The 16,770-nt window shown below is 40.1% G+C and carries 15 protein-coding genes; 9 read left to right on the top strand and 6 right to left on the bottom strand.

The features are described 5' to 3' along the window. Positions 1-52: 52 nt before the first annotated feature. From QMA08_RS16725 to QMA08_RS16710, 4 genes are all read right to left on the bottom strand, one after another. Positions 53-370: a multidrug efflux SMR transporter gene (locus QMA08_RS16725; protein ID WP_002962354.1), complete on the bottom strand. Its 318-nt coding sequence runs from the start codon at positions 368-370 to the stop codon at positions 53-55. Continuing rightward, positions 370-1,902 (bottom strand): bifunctional GNAT family N-acetyltransferase/carbon-nitrogen hydrolase family protein, encoded by a 1,533-nt coding sequence (locus QMA08_RS16720; RefSeq protein WP_024595458.1) that lies wholly within the window; start codon positions 1,900-1,902, stop codon positions 370-372. Before QMA08_RS16720 ends, QMA08_RS16725 begins: the two co-directional genes overlap by 1 nt. 88 nt (positions 1,903-1,990) lie before the next feature. After that, positions 1,991-2,839 carry an MBL fold metallo-hydrolase gene (locus QMA08_RS16715; RefSeq protein ID WP_278380217.1) on the bottom strand — a complete coding sequence of 283 codons (849 nt, stop codon included), beginning with the start codon at positions 2,837-2,839 and terminating at the stop codon, positions 1,991-1,993. 58 nt (positions 2,840-2,897) lie between these two features. After that, positions 2,898-5,183: a penicillin acylase family protein gene (locus QMA08_RS16710; protein WP_290174996.1), complete on the bottom strand. Its 2,286-nt coding sequence runs from the start codon at positions 5,181-5,183 to the stop codon at positions 2,898-2,900. A gap of 156 nt (positions 5,184-5,339) precedes the next feature. Here QMA08_RS16710 and ycaO point away from each other — a divergent pair, with 156 nt between their 5' ends. The 7 genes from ycaO (at position 5,340) to folX (ending at position 14,031) form a co-directional block, all read left to right on the top strand. Next, positions 5,340-7,100, top strand: a complete 1,761-nt coding sequence (gene ycaO / locus QMA08_RS16705; protein ID WP_290174995.1) for a 30S ribosomal protein S12 methylthiotransferase accessory factor YcaO — start codon at positions 5,340-5,342, stop codon at positions 7,098-7,100. A 115-nt stretch (positions 7,101-7,215) separates the two neighbouring features. Then, positions 7,216-10,578 carry an ATP-binding protein gene (locus tag QMA08_RS16700; protein ID WP_138489822.1) on the top strand — a complete coding sequence of 1,121 codons (3,363 nt, stop codon included), beginning with the start codon at positions 7,216-7,218 and terminating at the stop codon, positions 10,576-10,578. A 43-nt stretch (positions 10,579-10,621) separates the two neighbouring features. Next, positions 10,622-11,251: a YceH family protein gene (locus QMA08_RS16695; RefSeq protein WP_002962344.1), complete on the top strand. Its 630-nt coding sequence runs from the start codon at positions 10,622-10,624 to the stop codon at positions 11,249-11,251. A gap of 68 nt (positions 11,252-11,319) precedes the next feature. Beyond that, on the top strand, positions 11,320-12,150 hold the full coding sequence (gene nadE / locus QMA08_RS16690) for an ammonia-dependent NAD(+) synthetase (RefSeq protein ID WP_024589633.1): 831 nt from the start codon (positions 11,320-11,322) through the stop codon (positions 12,148-12,150). A gap of 223 nt (positions 12,151-12,373) precedes the next feature. Then, complete coding sequence (gene folM / locus QMA08_RS16685) at positions 12,374-13,093, top strand: dihydromonapterin reductase (RefSeq protein ID WP_290174994.1); 720 nt, start codon at positions 12,374-12,376, stop codon at positions 13,091-13,093. 22 nt (positions 13,094-13,115) lie between these two features. After that, positions 13,116-13,670: a GTP cyclohydrolase I FolE gene (gene folE, locus QMA08_RS16680; protein WP_002962341.1), complete on the top strand. Its 555-nt coding sequence runs from the start codon at positions 13,116-13,118 to the stop codon at positions 13,668-13,670. A gap of 4 nt (positions 13,671-13,674) precedes the next feature. Further along, positions 13,675-14,031 (top strand): dihydroneopterin triphosphate 2'-epimerase, encoded by a 357-nt coding sequence (gene folX / locus QMA08_RS16675; RefSeq protein WP_002962340.1) that lies wholly within the window; start codon positions 13,675-13,677, stop codon positions 14,029-14,031. A 16-nt stretch (positions 14,032-14,047) separates the two neighbouring features. Here the strand turns inward: folX and QMA08_RS16670 are convergent, their stop codons facing one another. After that, the gene (locus QMA08_RS16670; protein ID WP_033021866.1) at positions 14,048-14,482 is read right to left on the bottom strand and encodes a YqaA family protein; all 435 of its coding nucleotides are present in this window, start codon (positions 14,480-14,482) and stop codon (positions 14,048-14,050) included. Positions 14,483-14,710: 228 nt separating this feature from the next. After that, the gene (locus QMA08_RS16665; protein WP_002962338.1) at positions 14,711-15,076 is read right to left on the bottom strand and encodes a DUF4870 domain-containing protein; all 366 of its coding nucleotides are present in this window, start codon (positions 15,074-15,076) and stop codon (positions 14,711-14,713) included. A gap of 185 nt (positions 15,077-15,261) precedes the next feature. Between QMA08_RS16665 and QMA08_RS16660 the strand changes: the two genes are divergently transcribed. Both QMA08_RS16660 and QMA08_RS16655 read left to right on the top strand, forming a co-directional pair. Next, the gene (locus QMA08_RS16660) at positions 15,262-15,963 is read left to right on the top strand and encodes a spondin domain-containing protein (protein WP_290174993.1); all 702 of its coding nucleotides are present in this window, start codon (positions 15,262-15,264) and stop codon (positions 15,961-15,963) included. Positions 15,964-15,973: 10 nt separating this feature from the next. Further along, positions 15,974-16,708 carry a spondin domain-containing protein gene (locus QMA08_RS16655; protein ID WP_024607274.1) on the top strand — a complete coding sequence of 245 codons (735 nt, stop codon included), beginning with the start codon at positions 15,974-15,976 and terminating at the stop codon, positions 16,706-16,708. The last annotated feature ends 62 nt before the right edge of the window (positions 16,709-16,770 follow it).

Raw genomic sequence — 16,770 nt, 5'->3', positions numbered from 1 at the left:
CAGGCTTTTATACCTGCGCTATTCATAATTAAGCGTTTATTCAAATTACCAATTAAGAGCTTATTTTAAGTGTTATCACACCGCTAATAATCATTAATACTCCTGCAATACGACCAAATGTAGCTGCATCGTTATAAAACAATATACCTACTAAAAACGTACCCGCAGCGCCAATACCTGTCCACACCGCGTATGAGGTGCCCATTGATATTTGCCTTTGTGCAAGCCACAACATAAAACCACTAGCGACTAAAAATACCACCGCTATTGCTATGCCTTGCCAGCGTGTATCAGCGTTTTGCGAAATTTTTAAGCCAATCGGCCAGCCAATTTCAAGTAACCCAGCAATAATTAAGTACACCCACGCCATTAAACGTCTCTCTTTTTAACAATCACTTCGTATAAATCTTCGCGGCGATCTTTTAAATTACGCACTGTGCCTTCGCTATGAAGGATTTTAAGCTTATCCATATCAAGGTCACTAAATAGCAGCATTTCGGTGTTTGGTGTGGCTTCATTAAGTGTTGCATCGTGCGGGAACGAAAAGTCCGATGGCGTTAATACCGCCGATTGTGAGTACTGCACATCAAGACTTTCTACCTCTGGTAAATTACCTACTGAACCTGCAATAACCACATAACATTCGTTTTCTATTGCACGCGCTTGTGCACAGTGGCGTACACGTAAATAACTGTTTTTAGTATCAGTCCAAAATGGCACAAACAGAATATCTAACCCTTGTTTGGCCAATATGCGTGAAAGCTCAGGAAACTCTACATCGTAACAAATTTGAATACCTACACGACCGGCATCGGTATCAAACACGGCAATTTTATCGCCGCCTTGAATAACCCAATCGTTTTGCTCATGCGGGGTTATGTGTATTTTACGTTGCTCGTCTATTTTACCGCTACGATGGCATAGGTAACTTACGTTATAAATTTTATCATCTTCGGCAAGTGGCATAGAGCCGGTAATAATATTAGCGTTGTATTCTATTGCCATACGCGACATGGCGTTTTTAAACGTTTCGGTATATTCCGCTAAATAGCGAATCGCTTCTGTTTGATTACTTTGATTTCCTAAGCCCATTAGTGGCGCATTAAAAAATTCAGGGAATAATATGAAGTCACTTTTGTAGTCAGATACGGTATCTACAAAGTATTCAACCTGCTTTAGCATTTCTTCAACCGATTCAACACAACGCATTTGCCATTGCACAGCACCTACTCGCACGATTGATTTAGTTGACTCAAGTACCGTGTCGGTTGGCTCATACATGATGTTATTCCACTCAAGTAAAGTGGCGTAACCAACTGATTCTTGATCCTCCGGTAAATACTTTTTAAGTAAGCGTTTTACCTGAAAATCGTTAGATAACTGAAAGCTCAAAATAGGATCGTATAATTCTTTTTGATCTACTTTTGCAATGTATTCCATTGGCGTCATTTCACTGCTGTGATTGTAATAACGCGGAATACGCCCACCAGCTAAAATAGCGCGTAAGTTATATTGGCGGCACAATTCTTTACGGGCATCATAAAGGCGACGACCTAAACGCATGCCTCTGTGACTTTCGCTAATAGCAACATCTAAGCCGTATAGCGCATCGCCGTCGGTATCGCTAAATACACGGTCGTGACCGTCTGCAATATCTTCGTATGTATGCGGGTTTGAAAAACGCGTGTAATCAACCTGTACGCTTAATGCTAAGCCCACCAGCACGCCGTCATCCACAATACCTATTTGCCCTTCAGGAAACTGGTCTATTAATCTAAAAATGGTATGACTTGGCCACGCACCGCCTAAGTCGGGATACGCTTGATCCATCAAGGTTTTAATTTGCGGATATTGCTCTCTGGTTAAGTTACAAATTTCAAGATGGGTTTTTTCTGCCGACATACACAACTCCTTTGGGCATAAGAAAATAAAAGCCGAATGTACGTTAAAGTACACTCAGCTTTGTATCATGTTTTTTACGTTACGCGTACTACTTTAAGCTACGATAAAAAAGTGTGGTTACTTTCTCTTTTGGTAACCAGCCTGCGTATTCAAGATTCAGCTCAGCCAATGGATCGGCTTTAAGTACTTGCTCTAAGCTTGCATTATTTTGCATTGCTTTTAGCATTAAGTCTTTCGCGTTTTGAACTAGCTTACCATACGCTATCAGTCCTGAACGGTCACTTACCTTGCCGTGTCCTGGTATTACTTTAGTGTTGTCGTCAATTTGATTAACTACATCGTTTACCGCCGCTAAAATACCATCAACGCTGCCGCCGCTATCTACATCAACAAACGGTAAGCTGCCAAAATTAAAGTAGATGTCGCCCATGTGCACTATGTTGTCGTTACTAAAAAAGATAACGGAGTCTCCATCGGTGTGTGCATGTTCGTAATGCACTACATGGGCGTGTTCGTTATTAAAATGTAGTTTTAAGTCGTGACCAAAACTAATGCGCGGTAAAAAGTCTGACCCTTCGCCGTGCTGCTCTTCTAAACGTTTGTGTACATTGTCGTGCGCTATAACGTGCGCACCCGCTTTAGCAAAGTTCTCGTTGCCACCGGTATGATCGCCATGATGGTGAGTATTAATAACAAACTCTGCACTGCCTGGTTTTAAATCGCTAATGGTTTTTTTAATATCATCTGAGAGTTTGGCAAACTGATCATCAATAATATAAATGCCGTCATCACCTACACTTGCTGCAATATTACCGCCTTGCCCAAATAGTACGTATACATGGTCACTTAATTTTTGTGCTGTTACTGGGCCATCGTCTGCTTGCGCTGTAGTGCTTAGTAATAAACCTGTTATTAATGCGGGTAGTATTTTTTTCATTTTAGTTCTCTGTTGTTTTATTGGTAATTATATAGAACGTGTTTAGCTATACTTTAGTTCATCGTGTCGGCTTTATTACTATTTGATGTATTAATTGTTGAGGCAATAAAGGCGTATGTTTACCTTCTACGTAATCACTAAATCCCGCTCTGTAAAATTCAGAAAGAGGGTGCCCCGATTGCCCACCGGGAATAGCTAAAATTGCATGTTCTAAATGCCCTGGTTGAGCAATAAAACGCTGTGATGCGCCAAAACTACGCCCTTGTACGGCGGGCATATAACTATCTCCAAAACCTGCTGCTGTGGGCATATTTAATAACTTAGCAAGTAACGGCATTTGCTTTGCAAATGGATGCTCTATCACTAACTCATTTACCTTGCCCCACTGCCAGTTTTGTACGTTATTACCAAATTGTTCTGTAAGCTTAGTAATAGTTTGGCTAAATGCTCCTTGTAACTGCTCATCCCAGCTTTTAAATTGTGGGTTTATCCATGTGTCGGGCTTGTTGTTTATAAGCTGCCAAACAGCGGGCTCTAAATCTCGTTTTACATATTTAAGTGTGCCTTGTTGTTTATTTAATTCATCTTCCATATTACTAAATAAAATATTAATCACTGCATCGCGGTAGCGCTTAACTAAGGTATACCCTGTGGAGGTTGAACACGCACATTGCTGCCAGTTTTCAAGCGCTGTTATATATTGCTGATTTTTAGTTGTGTCGGCTTTTAATTGCTTTAATAGCAGAGCATGCCAAGGCATTAAAAAGCGAGCTTGGTTATCAAGTTGTAATGCGTAAAAGTCGCTCTCAGCAAATGTTTGTTTTTCAAATAATCTATCGCGAATTTGACTCGAACGTGCGCCGAGTGCATAACCACCATTACCAAAACGCGCGTCATCCTCAGCCGATACCACGCGAGAATTACCAGTCCATAATCGACCGCTTTGCGGGTTTTTAATAAAAGGGCGTTGTAATTCATTTTGCTGCCAAAGCGCTGAGTAGTCATCGGCATTTACGCCAAGCTCACTTGGCGCTTTACGAGCCGGTATACCGCCCATGTTTTTCCACGCTGCGCTACCAAGGCTGTCTACCACCATAAGATTTTGCACCGGAATGCCCACATCGCTTGCTACAGCAAGTGCATCATCTACCGTTTTGGCTTGCTCTAATTTTAATAACTGCATATTAACGGCATAAGGCTGATGGGCTGCCCAGCTCAACGCATAAGGTTTTTCGTTAATATATTTTACAGGTCCGTATTCACTGAGTATTAATGAATAGTTTTCAACCTCCCCATCGGGTAATGCAATCGATTCATCTACTTGCCATGTTTTACTATCATCGTTTAATGCAATCCAATCGGCTGTATCTAAATAACCGTTAGTAAATCCCCATGCAACATTGTTGTTAGTGCCAACAACAATGGCAGGTGCGCCGGGCAGCGATACACCGGTTACCTGAGTCTGCTCACCACTGTGCATGTAATTTAATTGTGCCCTGTACCAAATTACAGGTACTGCCATCGATAAATGCATATCATCCGACACCATACCAGCCTCTGTTTTAGTAAGCGCCCCTGTAACAGCCCAGTTATTACTGCCGCGCTCTTGGTTGGCTTCAATACTTTTAACTATATGCTTTGTTTGAGTTGGAAAGGTAGGTATGCCGTCGCTATAAGGCGCTAATTTGCTGCCATCAAGCGCGGCTTGGTACTTACTCGGTTGCGTTAAAAAATCAACCATTTGCTTTGTGTACGCTTGCTCAATTTGAATAAGTGCTTGGTCGCGCTCAAATGTGGCGCTTTGTAAATCAAGGTACATGCTAAATATCACAAGTAGGCTGTCTTCACTTTGCCATGGCTTTTGCGCTGCACCTGTTAGTAAATATTCAAAGCTTGAATACCCCACTTGCGCTAAACCTTCGTTTACACCTTGAGCGTAACTTTTAAGTAATTGCTTATCTGCCTCTGGCAGGGTTTGTAAAATAATTTGGCTGCGTTTACGTAATTGATGAAAACGCATTTTTTTATCGAGCCCCAGCGCAACTTCACCAAATAATTCACTTAACTCACCTGCGGCATTACGCCTGAGTAAATCCATTTGAAAAAATCGGTCTTGCCCATGCGCATAACCTAAACCATAGGCAGCGTCGTTTCGGCTATTGGCGTTTATTACTGCTTGCCCTAGTGCATCGCGCGAAATTTTTACAGGCTCTACTACCGCGTTACTGCGTCCGTTTCCATCAAGAGCGGGCAAACTTAAACTAAGTACCCCATAAACAACAGCGGTACTTGCCAGCCCTAATATCACAATTAATAACAACAAGCGTTTGATTACTTTAAACATCACCGTTTCCTTTGCACGTTTTGACCAAGCGTTAAGCACATATAATAACCACAGTTTTATTAAATAATAATGTTCTTGCTCGCAAAGGGTGAAATAAACATCAAAATCCACGATAATGTCAGCTCCACACATCGTGCAGAACTAGTTGAGATCAATATGACTGAAAAAACATTTATCAAAGGTAAAGACCGCGACCTAGAATCGTCAATCTCTACCATGCAAAACAAGCTTAAAGCCCTAAACATTAATGTTGAAGAAGCGCTTTGGCTTAACCCTGTAGCTAACTGTTATTCGGTTCATATAAAAGACAGCGACTGCGGTGTTATGTTTACCAATGGTAAAGGCGCAACCGACAAAGCATCTATTGCTTCAGCACTAGGTGAATACTTTGAACGTTTAAGCTGTAACTACTTTTTTGCAGACTTTTATCTAGGTGAAGAATTTGCTAATGGCGAGTTTACTCATTACCCAAGCGAAAAATGGTTTAAAGTTGAAGGCGATGAAGTGCCAGAGGGCATTATGGATGAAAGCTTATGGGATTACTTTGACCCAGAGCGCGAACTAAACGCATCACACCTTTTTGATTTTAACTCAGGCAATATCGATCGTGGTATTTGTACCCTGCCATACACACGCCAACGCGATAACCAAGACGTATACATTCCGGTAAACGTTATCGGTAATATTTTTGTATCTAACGGTATGAGCGCAGGTAACACCAAGTTTGAAGCTCGCGTACAAGGTTTATCAGAAGTATTTGAACGTGCTATTAAAAACCGCATCATCGCCGAAGGTATTTGTTTACCAATCGTGCCTGAAGATGTTGTTAAGCAATACCCTAAAATTCACGAAGCGTGTGAAGAACTTCGCAGCCATGGCTTTCATTTACGTATTGCCGATGCATCACTTGGGGGCAAATACCCTGTAATGAGCGTAACGCTTATTAACCCAACTGATGGTTCTGTATTTGCTTCTTTTGGTGCTCACCCTTCATTTGAAGTTGCGCTTGAACGTACCGTGACTGAGTTACTACAAGGTCGTCGTCTTGATCAGCTAGATGTATTCCAACCTGCAACATTTGATAACGATGAAGTAGCAACACCAGAGAACATTGAACTGCACTTTATTGATTCAAGCGGTTTGATTTCGCATGATTTTTTCCGTGCAAAACCTGATTTTGAATTTGTACACTGGGACTTTAGCGGAACAACTGAAGAAGAATATAACTTCTGTACTGACCTAATTCATAGCATGGATCATGATATCTACATCATGGATTACACGCACCTAAACGTATACGCGTGTCGTATTTTAGTACCTGGCATGTCTGACATTTACCCTGTTGATGAGCTTATTTGGCGTAACAACAACGAAGGCGCTAAATTCCGCGAAACATTCCTATCGCTTGATCAGTACGATGCAGAGCAATGGATGGAAATTTACGACAGCCTTGAAGAAGCAGGCCACAGCGATATTATCCGCGCCGCAGAATTTATTGGCCTTGCAACCGATGCCGACACACCATGGCACACACTGCGCATAGGTGAGCTTAAAGCGCACCTATGTTTAGCTGCAGGCAGCGAAGAAGCCATTGATTGGGTTGATTGGATACTTCATACTGGCCAAGTAAATGAAGAGGCAATGCGCCACTTCCGCTGTTTAAAAGCAGTTCTTGAAATTAAATACGTTGACGAGCGCGAATACGCAGATTACCAAGATGCACTAGGCTTAATGTTTGGTGCTAATAATGTAGCGCTGGCTATAGAAATTGCCGAAGGTAAAAAGCAGTTTAACGGTTTAACTTTCCCTGGTTTATCGCTTGAAGGCTTTAAAAAGCATGCGGCGCTACTTGATGGTTACCGCAAGCTACATGTAGCAAAGCAAAATCACTGGGCGCGTGAAGTTAGCGACTCGTAACTCGCTAAACTACTAATTATAAAAAATAAACGGCGCATTTGTTAATGCGCCGTTTTCATTTGTGTAATAAATTAGCTATAGTTAATTTGCCTAAATTAACGCCACGATGTAGCTAATGCCACCATCTACTAACAATAAAAAAACGAACGTTCATAACTTTAAGTTGACCTTTTGGTTATCGCTTACGCTAACTGTACTAGTTGGTATCGTTCTTGATCGTATTAACTACAATCGTGTTAAAGATGCTCATCGCCTACAAATTCTTTCTGAAGTAAGTACATATCGAGCTCAATTAGAATCTATTTTAGTTTCTAATATCCAACTAGTTCGAGGTTTAGGTGTTGCCGTAGCGGCGCAGCCTGATTTACAGCAAACACAATTTGAACAAATTGCCCAACCACTATTTAAAACCTCAAATGAGCTTCGCAATATTGGTGGCGCTCCCGATATGGTAATTCGTATGACTTACCCCTTAAAAGGTAATGAAAAAGCACTCGGTTTAAACTTTTTAGAAGAAAAAAACCAACGCGCTGATGCTATTAGAGCTCGCGATACAAATACCATTGTAATGGCTGGCCCATTAAAATTAATCCAAGGTGACATAGCACTTATAGCCCGCGTTCCTGTTTACATACCGCCAGATAATCGCTTTTGGGGATTACTTTCAGTTGTTCTCAACATTGACAAAGTCTATGAAAATTCAGGTATTTATGAGCTAGAAAAAGAATACAACGTCGCTTTACAAGGCAGGCATGGACTTGGCAGCAAAGGGGAGTTTTTTTACGGTAATCAAAACATAATAGAGCAAGACCCCCTTGAGTTTACGTTAAGCTTTCAAGGTGGCAATTGGCAACTTTACGTAGCACCTAAAATAGGTTGGAGCCCACCAAATTCAGCTGTATGGCCACTTAGGCTATCAATTATAATTATTTGCGGGTTATTAATTTGGGCCTTTTTATTCTTTTTGAAAATGCTTAATCGTCAGCAACAAAACGAAAAAATGCTTGAGGCAATGAGTGATCTAGCCCAAATAGGCGCATGGTCATTTAATTTAGAAACGAAACAAGTGTATTGGTCCGATATGACCAAAAAACTATTTAAATACCCATTAAATAGCCAACCAGAATGGCCTAAAGATTTAAATTACTTTAAAAAAGGCACTAGCAGAGAAACAATTAAACCTTTAATTGAACGAGCTATAAAATATGGTGAAAGCTACGAAGTTGAATTAGAAGTAATGGATGAAGAAGGTGAATCTGTTTGGGTACTCGTTCATGGTGAAGCAGAACGAAAAAATGGACGATGCACACGTATTTTTGGCTCATTACAGAATATTGATACCCGTAAAAAGATTGAATTAGAAAATAATAAAACAGCATTACACAACGAAATTTTAGCTTCCCTTACCGTTAATAAATTAATATTAACTGGGCAACTGAGCCAATCAAAAGATATTATTACTAAAGCAATCTGCCAAGCATTTGATATTAAACGTGCTAGTATTTGGTTTTTTAATGAAGACAAATCCCAACTAAGCCCTTTTGCCATACATAGTAAACATTCGTCTAGTGATAAAATTGACTCTATTTGGCTAAGAAAAAATCTTCCCGGCTTTTTTAATGCAATAGATCACCAGCCTGTATTTAATGTGCCTGACGCCCAAGAACACCCAATACTCGAGCCAATTAAAGAACAGTATTTAATGACTCTCGAGATTAAATCCATGCTGTGCGTAATAATCCCTGCAGGAAGTGGCGCTATAGGAGTCGTTTGCGCAGAGCAATGCCAATCAAAACGCTACTGGTCTAAAAACGAAGAAAGCTTTTTAATTGCCGTTGCTGCGTTAATAGGCAGCTTGCACTCAAGCCAACAGCGAATTGAAACCGAACAAAAACTAGTTTCTGCCAAAGAAACCGCCGAACAAGCTGTTGAAGCTAAAAGTGAATTTTTAGCGAGTATGAGCCACGAAATTCGCACCCCAATGAACGGTGTTTTAGGTATGCTTAACATAATTAAGCAAACTCAATTGGACCTACAGCAAAAACATCATATTGAACTTGCTCAATCATCAGCTCAATCTTTGCTTAATATAATTAATGACATATTAGACTTTTCTAAAATTGAAGCCGGTAAGCTCGATATAGAAAACGTGCAATTTAATTTACCTCGGTTATTAGGCGAAGTGGTGGAATCCTTTGCTTTAAAGGTAGAACAAAACAATACAAAACTTATTCTAGATGCTACTCAAATAACTGTTAGCGAGATAATTAGTGATCCTAACCGCTTGCGCCAAATTTTAAATAACTTAATTGGCAACGCGGTTAAATTTACTATTGATGGCGAAGTAGTCATTACTGCCAGAATAGATGAAACAACGGATGGCTCGTTCCTACAGTGTTCGATTATTGATACTGGTATTGGTATTGACCCTAAAAAACAAGCGTCGTTATTTGACTCATTCACACAAGCCGATGCTTCAACAACACGCCAATTTGGGGGCACAGGGCTTGGCCTTGCCATAGTAAAACAATTGTGCGAACTGATGAACGGTGAAGTGAGTGTAAACAGTATGCAAGGTGAAGGAAGTACATTTTCTTTCACAGTACAAATACAACCGCGCTTAAGTAAAGAACAAGATTTACCGAGTCATTTAATTAAAAACAAACATATTTTAATTATTGATGAGTGCTCGTTAAATGCTAACACCGCTAATAAGCAGCTCACTGTTTGGGGTGCAAAAGTTAATTGTATACATAACTATCTTGAGGTTGATGATTACTTAAGTAATGTAACCACCCACCCTGGTGCTATTTTAGTTGATTACTACTTTTTTGAAAAAGCCCCACAAACGCATATCACCGCGCTCAAAAACTTTATAAATATGCATAGTTGTAAGTTAGTTATTATGGCGCCAATGAGTTATTCACCAGAGGAGTCTAAAGTAGGTATGGAGGTCGACTGTATGATTTTCAAACCTCTCACACCGTCTGATTTGTTTGACTCACTCACAAACGATAAATACATTGAACAACAGCAGCAACAAGCACAACTGCAAAACAAGCTAACTAAAGCGCCAGTACTCGATTCATCAGAACCACAACTATTGCTTGTTGAAGACAATAAAATAAACCAAGTGGTTGCCTCTGCGCTATTAAAGCAGGCGGGTGTTACTTTTGATATTGCCGAAAATGGGCTTGAGGCAATTGTAAAGCTTAATGCAAAACAAGGTAAACCATATAAGCTAGTTTTAATGGATTGCCAAATGCCCGAAATGGATGGCTACCAAGCCACTAAAGCCATTAGAGAAGGTGATGCAGGTAAAGATAATGAAAATATTACTATTATTGCGCTAACAGCCAATGCCATGCAGGGCGATAAAGAAAAATGCCTAGCCGCAGGCATGAACGACTATTTAAGTAAGCCTCTCGATTTAGCTGCATTACAACCAAAGCTTCAACAATGGCTTGGCATTCAATAAAGGTGTAAGCTAATAAAATACGCTTACTAATTTGAGATTATTTATGCAGTTATCAACAAATCAACAACGTATTCTTGGTTGCCTATTAGAAAAACAAAGCACAACGCCAGAGCATTATCCTCTATCGTTAAACGCTCTCGTGAACGCATGTAACCAAAAGTCTAATCGCGATCCTGTGTTAAGTCTTACAGATGAAGACGTGCAAAACGCACTTGATGAACTAATAGAAATGCGTTTGGTCACAATAGATGAAGGTCTTTCGGGTCGCGTAAATAAATACGATCACCGCTTTTGCAACACTGAATTTAGTAATCTGCAATTTTCTGCTCAGCAGCGTGCCATTGTTTGTTTATTACTTTTGCGTGGTGCTCAAACCCCTGGTGAATTAAGAACCCGCAGTGCTAGGCTTGCTGATTTTAATAACGTAAATGAAGTAGAGGCAGCGCTCAATAAACTGATTGAAAGCGAGTACGTCACAAAGCTAGAGCGTGAAGCTGGTAAGCGTGACAGCCGATATATTCATTTATTTGGCGAACAACAAAATAATCCCGCCGATGCCTTTGTTGCTCTACCAAGCGAAGTAATTAAAGACAAAGAATTAAGCGATTTACTTGAAGAAGTAGAAAAATTAAAAGCAGAGCTTCGCCAAATAAAAGCTCATTTAAAACTTTAATTAACTAAGACTAAATCACATAATAAGTTTATTGCGTATCACATATTAAATTTTATAAGGAGCTGGCAATGCGCGCCGAAATTATGGCTGAAATGAAGGTTCAGCCAACGATTGATGTAAATGCTGAGATAACTCGCCGAGTTAATTTTATTAAAACACGTTTGGTAGCAGCTCATTCACGCTCGTTAGTACTGGGCATTAGCGGTGGTGTTGACTCATCAACCTGCGGCCGCTTATGTCAACTTGCTGTAAACGAGCTAAATAAAGAACACGATACTGACAAGTATCAGTTTATTGCAGTGCGCCTACCTTATGGTGTACAAGCTGACGAAGATGAAGCACAAATGGCGGTTGATTTTATTCAGCCAAGTAAACGTATGACCGTAAACGTACAACCTGCGGCTGATGCATTGCATGAGCAAGCGATAGCTGCCGTAGTTGGCTGTGGTGAAGCACTGCCTGAGCAAGCTCAAATAGATTTTATTAAAGGTAATGTTAAAGCGCGTCAACGTATGGTTGCTCAGTACGAAATTGCAGGTTTTTGCCAAGGCTTAGTAGTGGGTACCGATCATAGTGCTGAAAACATTACTGGTTTTTATACTAAATTTGGTGACGGCGCTTGCGATTTAGCCCCTCTGTTTGGTTTATCAAAACGCCAAGTTCGTGCACTTGCTACTGCACTAGGTGCGCCAGCTTTATTGGTAGATAAAGCACCTACAGCTGATTTAGAAAGTGACCGCCCAGGTTTAACAGACGAAGAAGCACTTGGTTTGAGCTATGAGCAAATTGATGACTTTTTAGAAGGTAAACCTGTGTCTAATGATGTTGAACAAAAGCTTGTAAGCATTTACACGCGTACACAACATAAGCGTCAACCAATTCCGACAATTTACGATTAAGGTTTAGTAGCTAAAATAAAGCAATTAATGCCTTTGAGGATTAATTGCTTTTTTGATCGACAGATTAAGAAGCTGCGTATATTTTAATAAATTAACGCTTTGAATTTTATAATACCAATTGCATTAAATTAGTGAGCTATTATAGCCCTATGAAATAGCGATAGAGCGATGATATTTTTAATTATATTGGTATAACTACCCGCCAAAGAGAACACTGCCTTATATGACATCGCCCATTTTAATTACCGGCGCAGGCCAACGTATTGGTTTAGCACTCGCTCAGCATTATATAGCCCAAGGGCAGAGTATTATTATCACGTATCGTACTCGTCACGCCGCTGTTGATAAATTAGAGCAACAAGGCGCTGTATGTATTTATGCCGATTTTAGTACCGATGAAGGTATTAGTGCATTTATAAATACGCTTAAAGAGCATACAACATCGCTGCGCGCTGTTGTTCATAACGCATCAAGCTGGGACTGCGAAGCTAACAACCCTGACTTTGCAGCACTGTTTGATAATATGATGCGTATACATGCCAAAACACCGTATTTAATTAATTTAATGTGCGCAGAGCTGCTTTTAAACTATCAGCAAAATGAAAAAGTACCTGCCGATATAATACATCTTACTGATTATGTAGTTGAAACAGGCAGTCCTAAACACTTAGCTTATGCAGCAAGTAAAGCAGCACTCGACAACCTAACCAAATCGTTTAGCGCTAAATATGCGCCAAATATAAAAGTGAACTCGGTTGCTCCATCGCTCATTATTTTTAATGAACATGACGATGAGCAATATCGAGCTAAGACCCTTAAAAAATCATTAATGGGCATTGAACCCGGATGCCAAGAAATTATCAATAGCATTGATTTACTATTACAAAGCCACTACATCACAGGGCGCTCTTTGCCTATTGATGGCGGTCGTCATTTAAAGTAAATATAAATAAACTGAGATATTTATGCACAATGAATTAAAAGAAAGTTATGAAAAAATCATCACCGCTGTAGGCGAAGATGCTAACCGCGAAGGCTTACTTGATACGCCAAAACGTGCTGCAAAAGCAATGGAATATTTAACGCAAGGGTATCGTCAAACGCTTGATGAAATAACTAATAAAGCGGTATTTACATCTGACGCTGACGACATGGTGTTAGTACAAGACATAGAGCTCTACTCTATGTGTGAGCATCATTTACTGCCTTTTATTGGCCGTTGCCATATTGCTTATATACCAAACGGTAAAGTATTAGGCTTGTCTAAATTTGCCCGTATTGTTGATATGTTTTCACGCCGTTTTCAAATTCAAGAACAGTTAACGCATCAAATCGCTAAAGCAGTTGAAGAAGTTACTGGCGCTAAGGGCGTAGGCGTTATTGTTGAGGCAAAACACATGTGTATGATGATGCGTGGTGTAGAAAAGCAAAATTCAAGCATGCGTACATCAGTAATGTTAGGTAACTTTAGAAGCGATCCTAAAACACGTAACGAATTTTTGCAGCTTATAAAAGGTTAACCCTATGGCTAATGCAATCATTAACGTTACTAATTTACGCCTGCGTACGTTTATTGGCTTTAACCCCGATGAGCGTGAAAAAAAGCAAGATGTAGTGATCAATCTAGAGATTCACTACCCTGCTGATGACGCGTGTAAAACGGATGAAGTTGACCAAGCACTTAATTATAAAGTGATCACCAAAGAAGTTATTAGCTTAGTAGAGCAAGGGCACTTTTTACTGCTCGAAAAATTAGTTGCTGAAATTCTTGCCGTTTGTCACGCACACCCAAGCGTTCATTACGCTAAAGCACGTGTTGATAAACCACATGCACTGCGTTTTGCAGACTCAGTGTCGTTAACGCTTGATTGGGCTAAATAAGCACTTAAAAACTTATTTAAAAAAGCTTTTCGAATCCTACGGCAAGGGCGATAACCGCTAAATAGCGAGCGCCTTTGCCTAGTGTTACTAGTAATAAAAACATACTAAAGCGTACTTTAAATATCCCCCCAATTACAGTTAGCGGATCGCCTACTACTGGCAGCCAAGCAAACAACAAACTATACACACCGTATTTATTAAATTGCTTTTGTGCGCTATCAAGCCCTTTTTGCGATACAGGAAACCATTTTTTATCTTTAAAACGCAGTACCTGCGTGCCTAACCAATAATTAACACAGCTCCCTAACACATTTCCAACTGTTGCTACGCACCACATAAGCCATAAATTAACTTTACCTTGAGTAATCATTCCCACCATTATCACCTCAGAAGAGCTAGGCAGTAATGTCGCAGATATAAATGCGCTAATAAATAACGTGAGATAAAGCATAATGCCCTTATGGCTAAACGTAAAAACCCAGCCTATAGCTGGGTTTATAATACCAATTTTATTAAAAACATGAGCATTCTAGCGTATCAAATAACTCACTAACTACGTTAAAAATTATTTATATAGAACAACTATGTATCATAATTTTAGCCTTGTTATTGAGCTATTTTCTTATCGCTATAATAGATCACTAATTTAATGCAATTGGTATAAAAATAAACTGTGTGTTTATTTTATCAAATTTAAACTAAACGGGTAATTAAACTCTTTACCTTCATTAGCTTTAATACTTGCCATTACAACCATTACAAACCCAAAAATTGCCACTATAGGTAGTAATATTAAGCCGACAGCTACAAACATCAGTACAAAACAAACTACATATGCAATTGCCATCGTTATTTGAAAGTTAAGCGCCTTTTTACCGTGCACGTCAACAACTGGCATTTCATCTCTTTTAATTAACCACACAATTAATGGCCCAATTATTGAGCCAAACGGCACAACAAACCCAGCAAGCGCACTTAAATGGCATAACATAGCCCACGTACGGTCATCTTTATTAACTGGTTCAACCTGTTGATTTTCTTCCATAACACTCTCCTTTTTGTTTTATGTATGTTGCCTCTTAACTAAACAAATGTCTACAAATCAACCAACGTATTTATGTTTAAAAATCACAGCGTGAAATCTTGTGATAAAAAAGTGATAAGTTTGTGAGAGTTTCTGGAGACGATTATTCAATACTTAACTCGAATCATCACTTACAGGAAATAATAATGAAAACTTCTACATTAACAATCGCAATTCTTTTAGCGGCAGCTAGCCAATCGACTATGGCCGCAGAATTAGACCTAAAAGTAACTAACCTAACCAAAGGTATTCACTTTACTCCACTGTTAATTACAGCACACAACAGCGAAGACACACTGTTTGAAGTAGCAACAGAGGCATCTACAGCACTACAAACAATGGCTGAAGGCGGCAATATTGCAGAGCTAGTTGCACAAGCAACTGCAGCGGGCAGTGATATGGCTGCAAATCCAGCTGAAGGTTTACTTGCACCAGCCGCATCTACAACGGCAACACTTACCACTACCGACGGTAACGAGTACCTATCTTTAACTGCAATGATGCTACCAACTAATGATGGCTTTGTAGGCTTAAACAGCTGGAAAATCCCAACAGAAGCGGGTACTTACACAATTAATTTAAATGCTTACGATGCAGGCACAGAACAAAACAATGAGCTTGTAGTTGAAGGCTCTGGCGCACCAGGTACTCCGGGTATTCCTGCGGCTCCAGGTGGCGACGCTGGCACTGGCGGTACAGGTATATTAAGTGGTGATACAAATACTAACATTCATATTCACCCAGGTAGCTTAGGTGATGACGATTTAGAAGCGGGTAATAGCGATTTAAGTAATACAGTACACAGATGGTTAAACCCAGTAGCGCAATTAACCGTTACAGTTAAGTAGGAGCATGATTATGTCATCTGCTAACAACCTTAAAAAAAGTCTACTAGTGCTTGCACTTGCAACCACACTTGCAGCGTGTAGCGATAATGATAACGACCCAGTTGTTGAAGAGCCGGTCGTTGTTGAGCCAATTGTTGTAGAACCTGTGATCAGTGAGTTTACTATTACTTTTAGTAACTTAACTGCAGGACAGCCTTTGTCACCACTCTCTGTCATTGCTTTTGAAGATGAAGCACCTTGGACCTTCGGTACAACAGCTTCTGTGGGCTTAGAAATGCTTGCAGAAAGCGGTGCAAATGAAGAATACCTCAGCTACGAAAGTGCACTTGCTGCAGTTTCAGCTGAAGGCGCTATTGGCCCTGGTGAAACCACCACAGTGATCATTACTGTTGAAGAGCAAGAAACGCTTAATTTGTCATTTGCTGCCATGCTTGGGAATACAAATGATGCTTTTACCGGTCTTAGTTCTTTAGATGTATCAACATTAGAAGTTGGCGGTTCGTTATCACGCACTACGACTGCTTATGATGCGGGTACGGAAGCAAATACAGAAACAGCTGAAACTGTGCCAGGTCCTGCCGCTAGCGGTGAAGGGTTTAACGAAATACGTGACGATACAGCCGATATAATAACGATGCATCCAGGCATTGTTTCAAATCAAGATGGATTATCTACATCAGCACTTGGTGTTGAACATAAGTTTGATAACCCAGTATCGAAAATAGTAATTACGCGCACGCAGTAACGTTCCAGCTTGTAATGGGGAAGTAAGGGAGCACGGATGCCCCCCTTTTTACGAGGTAATAC

This window comes from Pseudoalteromonas sp. APC 3355 (assembly GCF_030407615.1).
GTDB classification, from domain to species: Bacteria; Pseudomonadota; Gammaproteobacteria; order Enterobacterales; family Alteromonadaceae; genus Pseudoalteromonas; species Pseudoalteromonas distincta.
Note: the sequence above shows the minus strand (reverse complement) of the source record. Positions and strands in the feature narration are given on the sequence as shown.

What these genes read in the sequence shown, in the direction of transcription:
- QMA08_RS16725 (WP_002962354.1), bottom strand. Translation starts at nt 370, where the DNA reads ATGGCGTGGGTGTACTTAATTATTGCTGGGTTACTTGAAATTGGCTGG.
- QMA08_RS16720 (WP_024595458.1), bottom strand. Translation starts at nt 1,902, where the DNA reads ATGTCGGCAGAAAAAACCCATCTTGAAATTTGTAACTTAACCAGAGAG.
- QMA08_RS16715 (WP_278380217.1), bottom strand. Translation starts at nt 2,839, where the DNA reads ATGAAAAAAATACTACCCGCATTAATAACAGGTTTATTACTAAGCACT.
- QMA08_RS16710 (WP_290174996.1), bottom strand. Translation starts at nt 5,183, where the DNA reads ATGTTTAAAGTAATCAAACGCTTGTTGTTATTAATTGTGATATTAGGG.
- ycaO (WP_290174995.1), top strand. Translation starts at nt 5,340, where the DNA reads ATGACTGAAAAAACATTTATCAAAGGTAAAGACCGCGACCTAGAATCG.
- QMA08_RS16700 (WP_138489822.1), top strand. Translation starts at nt 7,216, where the DNA reads ATGCCACCATCTACTAACAATAAAAAAACGAACGTTCATAACTTTAAG.
- QMA08_RS16695 (WP_002962344.1), top strand. Translation starts at nt 10,622, where the DNA reads ATGCAGTTATCAACAAATCAACAACGTATTCTTGGTTGCCTATTAGAA.
- nadE (WP_024589633.1), top strand. Translation starts at nt 11,320, where the DNA reads ATGCGCGCCGAAATTATGGCTGAAATGAAGGTTCAGCCAACGATTGAT.
- folM (WP_290174994.1), top strand. Translation starts at nt 12,374, where the DNA reads ATGACATCGCCCATTTTAATTACCGGCGCAGGCCAACGTATTGGTTTA.
- folE (WP_002962341.1), top strand. Translation starts at nt 13,116, where the DNA reads ATGCACAATGAATTAAAAGAAAGTTATGAAAAAATCATCACCGCTGTA.
- folX (WP_002962340.1), top strand. Translation starts at nt 13,675, where the DNA reads ATGGCTAATGCAATCATTAACGTTACTAATTTACGCCTGCGTACGTTT.
- QMA08_RS16670 (WP_033021866.1), bottom strand. Translation starts at nt 14,482, where the DNA reads ATGCTTTATCTCACGTTATTTATTAGCGCATTTATATCTGCGACATTA.
- QMA08_RS16665 (WP_002962338.1), bottom strand. Translation starts at nt 15,076, where the DNA reads ATGGAAGAAAATCAACAGGTTGAACCAGTTAATAAAGATGACCGTACG.
- QMA08_RS16660 (WP_290174993.1), top strand. Translation starts at nt 15,262, where the DNA reads ATGAAAACTTCTACATTAACAATCGCAATTCTTTTAGCGGCAGCTAGC.
- QMA08_RS16655 (WP_024607274.1), top strand. Translation starts at nt 15,974, where the DNA reads ATGTCATCTGCTAACAACCTTAAAAAAAGTCTACTAGTGCTTGCACTT.